Here is an 8,445-nt window from a genome sequence, read left to right on the forward strand (position 1 = left end):
GGGTCTGGGCCCGGGCCGGAGCGCCGGGGGCCGGGACCGGAGCGCCGGGGGCCCCGGCGCCCGGGGCGGGACGCTCAGCGCGGGAGGGCGTCCTCGATCGCGGCGACGACCTCGGGGGCGTCGGGCAGGGTCCGCGGGCTGAACCGCGTCACGCGGCCGTCGGGCGAGACGACGAACTTCTCGAAGTTCCACGAGATGCGGCCGGTCTTGCCCTCGGCATCCGGGGTCGCCGTCAGCTCCTTGTACAGCGGGTGGGCGTGACGGCCGTTGATCTTGACCTTCTCGGACATCGGAAAGGTCACCCCCCAGGTCGCGGAGCAGTACTCGGCGATCTTGTCCTCGTCGCTGAGCTCCTGCAGGAACTGGTTGCTGGGGAAGCCGATGACGGTGAAGCCGCGATCGGCGTACTTCTTGTGCAGCGCCTCGAGCGCCTCGTACTGCGGAGCCAGGCCGCACCGCGAGGCGACGTTGACCACGAGCGCCGCCTTGCCCGCGGTCAGGTCGCCGAAGGTCGTCTCTTCGCCGCGGATGGTCGTGATGGGGATGCCGGAGAGGTCCATGATCCGATCCTGGCACCGCCCGGTTGTGGCCGGGGTGGGAGTCCGGCGCCGCCTCACGCATCCGCGGCGTGGCACAGTGGTCGGATGGTCACCGCGGGCAGTCGGGGCGACGGCATGCGCCGCGCCAACCTGGCCCTCGTGCTGCGCACCGTGCATCGGGCGGGTCCGCGTTCGCGTGCGGCGCTCACCGAGGCGACGGGGCTGAACCGCTCGACGATCGCCGATCTCGTGGGCGAGCTGCAGCGGTCCGGCCTGGTCGTCGAGACGGCGTCCGCGGCGCAGGGCCGGGTCGGCCGACCGTCGCCGATCGTGCAACCCGACCCGCGGGTGGTCGCGGTCGCGGCCAACCCCGAGGTCGATGCCCTCGACCTGGGCGCCGTGGCGTTCGACGGCACGATCGTGGTGCGCGAGCGCCTCGACCAGTGTGAGCTGCTCACCCCGGAACGCACCGCCGCGCTCATCGCCGACCGCGTCACCGCCTGGCGCGACGGCCCCCTCCGCGATGCGCGCGTCGTCGGGATCGGCGTGGCCGTCCCGGGCCCCGTCCGCGCCGCCGACGGTCTGGTGCGAGAGGCACCGCACCTGGGATGGGCCGACGCGCCCCTGGCGCGGATGGTGACGGATGCCACGGGCCTGGCGACCCACGTCGCCAACGACGCGGCGCTCGGCGCCCTGGCCGAGCACCTGTTCGGGGCCGCGCGCGGCGTCGACGACGTCGTCTACCTCAACGGCGGAGCGAGCGGCATCGGTGGAGCGGTCATCGTGGGCGGTGTTCCCCTCGGCGGAGCCGGGGGGTACGCGGGCGAATTCGGACAGAACCGGCCCGGCATCGTCGACCCCTCCGATCGCCGCGCCGCCGACGGCGTCCTCGAGGACGAGGTGAGTCGCGCGCTGCTGCTGGCGGCCGTGGGCCTGGGTTCCGGCGACGACGCGGCCCTGGCCGAGGCGCTGGCGGGCGACGCCGATGCGGCGGCCCGCGCCGAGATCGCCCGGCAGCGCCGCATCCTCGCCACCGCCCTCGCCAATGCCGCGAACGTGCTGAACCCGGCGGTCATCGTGCTGGGCGGTTTCCTCGCGACCCTCGCCGAGCTCGACCTGGCGGGGCTGGACGCGCAGGTGCGCGCGCAGACCATGCCCGCGTGCGCCGAGGGATTGACGCTGGCCACGGCCGATCTGGGCGAGGACAGACTGCTCGTGGGCGCCGCCGAGACGGTGTTCGACGCGACGCTGTTCCCCACGCGCTGACCGGCGCCATCGACCCCGGTGTCGGCGGTCCGGGGCAGGATGGAGGGGCGACGACGCGAGGAGCCTCCATGATCGACACCCGAGCGGCCGGTACCACCTGGTCGGGCAACCACCGCTACCGCGCCCCCGAGGTGCTGCTCCCGGCCGACGCCGACGAGCTCGCCGAGGTGGTGGCATCCGCCGATCTGCTGCGCGTGCAGGCCACGCGCCACACGTTCAACGACATCGCCGACAGCGAGGGCACCCTCGTGTCGCTCGAGCGCATGCCCACGCGCATCGCGGTCGACGGCGATCGCGTGCGCGTCGAGGGCCTCGTGACCTTCGCCGAGCTCGCCCCGGTGCTCGAGGCCGAGGGGCGGGCGCTGCACAACCTCGGCTCGCTCCCGCACATCTCGGTCACCGGCGCCACGGCGACCGGCACCCACGGTTCGGGGGTGACCAACGGCAATCTGTCGAGCGCGCTGACCGCGGTCGAGATCATGGATGCCGACGGCACCACGCACCGCATCGACCACGACGACCCGCGATTCCCGGCGGCGGCCCTCAGCCTGGGGGCCCTCGGCGTGATCACGGCCGTCGAGCTGCGCACCGAGCCCACCTACGCCGTCACCCAGCAGGCCTACACCGGCGTGGCGTGGGACGACATCGCCACCGACCCGATCGCGGTCCTGGGTGGCGCCCGCAGCGTGAGCATCTTCACCACGTGGGGCGACCCGGCCCACGACCTGGTCTGGGCGAAGAGCGACACGGGGACGACCGGCTGGGTCGAAGAGCTGGGCGGTCGACCGGTGGGCGACGACATCCACCTCGGCCGCATCCGCACGGTCGACAACACCACCCCGCGCGGCAGCTCGGGGCCGTGGCACACGCGGCTGCCGCACTTCCGCGCCGATGCGCTGCCCAGCGACGGCGACGAGATCCAGTCCGAGTACTTCGTCCCGCTGGCGCACGCCGCCGAGGCCCTCGCGGCCGTGCGGGCCGTCGCGCCGTCCTTCGACGCGCAGCTGCTCGTCACCGAGCTGCGCACCGTCGCCGCCGACGAGCTGTGGCTCAGCCCGGCGTACCGCCGCGACGTCCTCGCGATCCACTTCACCTGGCGCAACGACACCGACGGCGTGCTGTCGGTGCTGCCGCACATCGAGGCCGCGCTCGCACCGTTCGACGCGCGCCCGCACTGGGGCAAGGCGTTCACGATGTCCGGTGATCAGGTGCGGTCGACGCTGCCGCGCGCGCAGGACTTCGTGGACGTCGTGCGCCAGAGCGACCCGCGCGGCGTGTTCCGCAACACCTACCTGCGCGGGGTGCTGGGCCTGTAGCCCGGCCGTCCGCAACGGGCGAGGAGCGCCCCCGGCCTCAGAGCGCGCGCAGGAACCCCGTGATCGCGTCGTGGAAGCGACGCGGATCCTGGTTGGCCTCGTTGCAGTGGCCGCTCGCGTCGAAGGCGACGAGCTCGGCATCCGGATGCCGCTTGACGTACGCCATCGACCCGCTCACCGGGACGACCGGGTCGCGCAGGCTGTGCACGATCAGCGTCGGCACCGCCGGCGCCGGACGCGGCCCGTCCACCCAGTTCAGGGCGCGGGCGTCCACCGCCTCGATGAGCCCGAGCGCGCGGGAGCCGAGGCGGCTGCCGAGCACCGTGAGGGCCGCCGCACCGACAGAGGCGGGCAGCCGCGCGCCCCGGATCGCGCGGTCGACGATGCGGGTCCAGTCCAGGGCCGGCGCGATGAGCACGAGCCCCGCGACGGCCTCGCGGTGGACCGAGCGCTCGAGCGCGAGCATCGCGATCGTCCCGCCCATCGACCACGCCACGAGCACGATCTCTCGAGCGCCCCGCGACACCGCGTAGCCGATCGCGTCGTCCACGTCGCGCCACTCGCGCGTCCCCAGAGAGGACGGCAGCGACTCGGCGGGAGCGGCCTCGTCGTCGCCGGCGTACGAGACGACGAGCGACATCCACCCGGCGTCCGCCGCCGCGGGTGTCGAGCGCAGAGCGCCGTGGCGGCTCGAGCGCAGACCGTGCACGTGGATGGTCCAGCGCCCGTCGGCGGCATCCGGGTCTCCGATCTCCCACGCGTCGGCGGTGCCTCCGCGGGTGAGCGGGATCGCGACGTGCCGGGTCGGTCCGACGGACTCGGGGGTGCCGATGCTCTGCGAGGTCCAGGCACCCGCGGCCTCACCGTCGGGCAGGTGCGCGGGCCGCTCCAGCAGCGCGCGTTCGATCCGCTCGCCCTCGTCGCCGACGATGTCGCCGATCACGAGGTGGGAACCGTCCGGGAGCCACATGCCGTACGTCCCCGGCTGCCGACTGTCGGCGGTGGCGGCGACCGAGACGGTGCCGTCCCCGATGCGGATCGGGGCGTAGCTCTTCGCCGCGCGGGGGGCGATCAGGCGGCGCGCGACGTACCCGCCGAGGGCTGCGTGGGCGGCCAGGGCGACGGCACCGGTGGCGGCGGCGCCGGCGGCGAGGGATCGAATCATGGGCGGACTCCCGGGAGGTCGCGGGTCAGGTGGAGGTCGACGGCGTCGAGCAGTCCCCGTTCGCCGGCGTCGAGCGGCGTCGAGGTGGCGATCGCGCGGTCCTCGACCGCGACCCGCAGGGCGTGCAGGCGCCCGTCCGTCCCGCCGCCCGCGGCCGCCTCGGCGACGCCGCGCGTGCGGGCGACCGTGCGCAGGTCATCGAGCAGGGTCTCGCCCCGGCGACGGATGAGCGCGGACACCCGCGAGGAGCGCAGGATGCCGATGACGAAGGCGAGGACGCCCAGGTAGAACAGGGGGTCGAACAGGGCGCTGACCACCGCGTCCGGGGCGAAGAAGCGGGTGAGGGTGAGGTCGACGATCTCGCTCACGCAGCCCAGCACGATGCCGATCGCTCCGGCGCGGAACCACGGGCGCACCCCCGGCAGGGAACGACTCGCCGAGGTGCACAGCAGCACGCCCAGTCCCGCAATCCCGGCCATGTGCACGACGCCGTACACCCACGCTCCGGTGGAGGTGACGACGGCATCCTCGATGAAGCGGAACGACGACGTCCCTCGCTCGGGCAGCGCGACGAAGAACACCGCGGCGAACACCGCGGCGAGCGACGCCGGAAGGCCCCACCGCAGCGTCCGCACCCGAGCGGTCAGGGGTGCCGTTCCGGCTTGAATGCCGAGCCACAGCGCCACCATCGTCAGGACGTTCTGGACGAGTTTGAGGATGTTCGTCCCGCCCAGCAGGCCGTCCATCAGCGGCAGGGAAACGACGGTTCCCTGCGTCAGCAGCGCCACGGCCCCGACCAGCGCGGCGAGCCAGGCGATACGGGTCCGCGGCTGACGCACGGCGGTGCGCGCGCGGGCGACGACCACCAGCAGCAGGGCCGCCAGAGCGACGTCGATCAGGACGACGGTCACCAGGATTCCTCGGCGACCCGGGGGCCCGCGTAGCGCAGCCCCGCGATGCGGTGGGCGATGTGCTCGGCGACCAACTCGGCCTCGGCCTCGGGCGAGGTGAGGCGGGGGTCGTCGTGCGGGGGGACCGAGGAGCGCTCCCAGAACGCCCCGGCGCAGTGGGCGTCGTCGAGCAGGTGCCCCAGCTCGTGCGAGGCGGCGAACTCGCGGTACACCGGCGCATCCGCGGCACGGACGTGGATGCTCCCCTCGCAACGACCCGGGAAGAACGTCAGGAATCCCGTCAGCGTGCCCCATCCGGACGTGTCGGGTTCGGCGACGATCCGCAGACGGATGCCGAGAGCCCCCTCGACCGCGCCGACGACCTCGGCGAAGGTCATCCCGGGGACGAGGTGCGCCCGGGCGACCGCGCGGTCGACGCGGGCGCGCACGCGCGCCATCGCCTCTTGCGTCTCGGTCACAGCCGTTTCCCGTCGATCGATCAGGTGGCGGGCGGTCCGCCGCGCAGCGAGCGGGCGATCGCCCGCAGCGCATCGGGCGACATCTGCCCGAGCGCACGGAACTGCACGGCGCTCGCCCCCGCCGCGCGCATGGCATCCCGCAGTTCGAGTTCGGCCTCGGTGCGGTCGGTCACGGCCTCGTCGGTGTAGTCGATGAGGTATTCGCCGGGAACGTCGGCCCAGTGCGCGATCAGGCGCAGCACCTCTTCGTCCAGCACGACGGTGTTCGTCTCAGCCGACAGCAGCGCACGGGCGCTGTCGGCGAGAGCCGGGTCGATACCCGCGACGTGGTCGAGCAGATCGTCGTCGCCCGCATCCTGGCTCGCCATCAGACGACGGACGCGCTCGGCGAGGGGACGCACGGGCACGCGCATCTCGATGCGGCCCGCGAACTCGGGGCTCGCGACCTCTTCGGGCGTGACGCCGAGGGCGGTGGCGAGGGCCTCGAGATCGTTGGTGTTGTACGGCAGCGAGAGACCGGCGCGCGACTGGTAGTAGCTCTTGGTCATTCCGGCGCGACTGAGCAGCTCGCCGACGGTGAGCCCTTTCGCCCGCCGCAGGCGATCCACGTTCGCCACCACTCGGCGGGAGTACCGCGAGGGTGGTCCGACTGCGCCGCGACCCACTCTCCGATCCTAAGCGACCGGGGCGATGGTCGTAATTACGGTCTGCACCCGGGTGCTATTTACGGAGTGCTGTGCTTGGATGGTCGAGCAGCGGGCGGAGTGGCCGTGGGGGACGCTCCGCCCGCGCACGCCGGTCGTGGTCGGCCGACCGCACCGGCGGCGGGCACGACACCATTGGGGGGTGCCGTGCCCGCCCTCTTCGGTCCGGGGCCGGTGGGCCCGGCTGATCGCCTCAGGCGATGCGCCGCTCCCCCGGTCGCAGCACGCGCCACCACCGGTGGCCGTAGCCGTCGAGGGTGACGTCGAACCCGTCACCGTCGAACGCCTCGCCGCCCGGCGCCTCGTCGAGCAGATCGACGAGACGCCAGCCCTCGGCATCCGCCCCCTCGATGCGCAGCCGGAAGGTGCGCCCGTCCGGGGCGAAGTTGTGGACCGCGACGAGCATCCCCAGCTCGCTCGTGACCGAGTGGGCCAGGACGCACGGGTGCGGTTGATCCAGGATGCCGAGCTCCCCCCAGCCGATCTCGGGCGACGCCCGGTAGTGGCGCACGAGGTTCTGGACGAAGCGCAGCATCGAGTCGGGGTCGCGGCGCTGCTGTGCGACATTGACGTGCTCGGGCCCGAAGCCGCCCGGAACCACGTCGGCGATGAACTCTTCCGCCCCCGAGAAGCCCGCGTCGGCGTCCGCGGTCCACTGCATCGGCGTGCGCACGGCCGCGCGACTGCCCGAGATCGACGGATTCTCGCCCATGCCGATCTCTTCGCCGTAGTACAGCACCGGCGCTCCGGGCAGAGAGAACATCAGGCTGTAGACCATGCGGATGCGCCGGGGATCGCCGTCCAGCATCGACGGCAGGCGGCGGGTGATGCCGCGCCCGTGGATGCGCTGCCCCTCCTCGGGCGCGAAGGCGGCGAAGACCTCGTCGCGCTCGTCCGCGCTGAGCTGGTCGAGGGTGAGCTCGTCGTGATTGCGCACGAAGTTGCCCCACTGATTGCCGCGGGCGATCTCGGGTCGCGTCAGCAGCGCGTCGCGCAGCGCAGAGGCGTCCTGCCGGGCCAGAGCGAGATACAGGCGCTGATTGGCGACGAAGTCGAACTGCATGGTCAACTCGTCGCCGTCGGCATCGCCGAAGAAGCGCAGCTGCTCGTCGTACGGCAGGTTCACCTCGCCGAGCATCATCGCGTGGCCGCTGCGACGCGAGACGTACCCCCGCAGGGCGCGGAGGAAGTCGTGCTCGGGACCGTCGTCGCCGTCGATGAGGTGGGGCACGGCATCCATGCGGAAACCGTCGATGCCGAGCTCGAGCCAGAACCCGATGACCTTGGCGATCTCTTCGCGCACCTCGGGATGGTCGGTGGCCAGGTCGGGCTGGTGACGGTAGAACGAGTGCTTGTAGAACTGCCCGGCGGTCTCGTCGAAGAACCAGACGCCGTCCTCGACGTCGGGGAACATGCTCGCGGGGGCGTCCTCGGGCACCTCGTCGCGCCACTGGTAGAAGTGCCGGTAGCGGTTGTCGGGGCTCGTGCGCGCCTCTCGGAACCAGGGATGCCGGTCCGAGGTGTGATTCACGACGAGGTCGACGATCACCCGCATCCCGCGGTCGTGCGCGGTGCGCAGCACCTCGACCATGTCGCCGAGCGATCCGTAGCGCGGGTCGACGCCGTAGTAGTCCTCGATGTCGTAGCCGTTGTCGCGCTGCGGAGAGGGGTAGAAGGGCGCGAGCCAGAGGCACGTGACGCCGAGCTCGGCGAGGTGATCGAGCCGCTGGGCGAGACCGCGCAGGTCTCCGACGCCGTCGTCGTCGGCATCCAGGTAGGTCTTCACGTCGAGGTTGTAGAAGACGGCGGTCTTCCACCACAGGTCGCTGGTGTCGGTGAGCCTCACGATGCCACCCCCGTCCGGTCGTCGGTGCGGAGCACGGTGTGCGGGGAGGTCGTCATCGGAGCCCTCTTCTCGGGAGCGGTGGCGTCTGTCCCTGTCGTTCCTATCGCGTTCGATCGCGCCGACGGTTGCTCTTGCCCCGGTGCGGACGATGTGCGTCACCCGGACCGGGATCCGCGAGAGCGCCGGATTCGCGCTCCGTGCGGCGCGACCGCGCCGGGGCCGGGGCCGGGGCCGGCGCCG

At 72.8% G+C, this 8,445-nt stretch carries 8 protein-coding genes; 2 read left to right on the forward strand and 6 right to left on the reverse strand.

The annotated features are described in order from the left end of the window. Window positions 1-74: 74 nt before the first annotated feature. Complete coding sequence (locus DBR36_RS02030) at window positions 75-560, reverse strand: glutathione peroxidase (protein WP_108317351.1); 486 nt, start codon at window positions 558-560, stop codon at window positions 75-77. Window positions 561-644: 84 nt separating this feature from the next. Here DBR36_RS02030 and DBR36_RS02035 point away from each other — a divergent pair, with 84 nt between their 5' ends. Together DBR36_RS02035 and DBR36_RS02040 are read left to right on the forward strand one after the other, a co-directional pair. After that, a complete protein-coding gene (locus DBR36_RS02035; protein WP_108317352.1) occupies window positions 645-1,805 on the forward strand; it encodes an ROK family transcriptional regulator in 1,161 nt (386 codons plus the stop codon). Window positions 1,806-1,873: 68 nt separating this feature from the next. Further along, the gene (locus tag DBR36_RS02040; RefSeq protein WP_108317353.1) at window positions 1,874-3,121 is read left to right on the forward strand and encodes a D-arabinono-1,4-lactone oxidase; all 1,248 of its coding nucleotides are present in this window, start codon (window positions 1,874-1,876) and stop codon (window positions 3,119-3,121) included. A 37-nt stretch (window positions 3,122-3,158) separates the two neighbouring features. Here the strand turns inward: DBR36_RS02040 and DBR36_RS02045 are convergent, their stop codons facing one another. The 5 genes from DBR36_RS02045 to DBR36_RS02065 form a co-directional block, all read right to left on the reverse strand. Then, a complete protein-coding gene (locus DBR36_RS02045; RefSeq protein WP_108317354.1) occupies window positions 3,159-4,286 on the reverse strand; it encodes a S9 family peptidase in 1,128 nt (375 codons plus the stop codon). Then, window positions 4,283-5,197, reverse strand: a complete 915-nt coding sequence (locus DBR36_RS02050; protein ID WP_108317355.1) for a hypothetical protein — start codon at window positions 5,195-5,197, stop codon at window positions 4,283-4,285. The genes DBR36_RS02045 and DBR36_RS02050 overlap by 4 nt, the downstream gene beginning before the upstream one ends. Next, window positions 5,194-5,655: a hypothetical protein gene (locus DBR36_RS02055; protein WP_108317356.1), complete on the reverse strand. Its 462-nt coding sequence runs from the start codon at window positions 5,653-5,655 to the stop codon at window positions 5,194-5,196. Before DBR36_RS02055 ends, DBR36_RS02050 begins: the two co-directional genes overlap by 4 nt. A 20-nt stretch (window positions 5,656-5,675) precedes the next feature. After that, on the reverse strand, window positions 5,676-6,320 hold the full coding sequence (locus DBR36_RS02060; protein WP_146185178.1) for a helix-turn-helix transcriptional regulator: 645 nt from the start codon (window positions 6,318-6,320) through the stop codon (window positions 5,676-5,678). Window positions 6,321-6,552: 232 nt separating this feature from the next. Then, window positions 6,553-8,205 carry an alpha-amylase family protein gene (locus DBR36_RS02065; protein ID WP_108317358.1) on the reverse strand — a complete coding sequence of 551 codons (1,653 nt, stop codon included), beginning with the start codon at window positions 8,203-8,205 and terminating at the stop codon, window positions 6,553-6,555. Between the last annotated feature and the right edge of the window lie 240 nt (window positions 8,206-8,445).

The sequence above is a fragment of the Microbacterium sp. HMWF026 genome (genome assembly GCF_003061325.1).
Lineage (GTDB): Bacteria > Actinomycetota > Actinomycetes > Actinomycetales > Microbacteriaceae > Microbacterium > Microbacterium testaceum_E.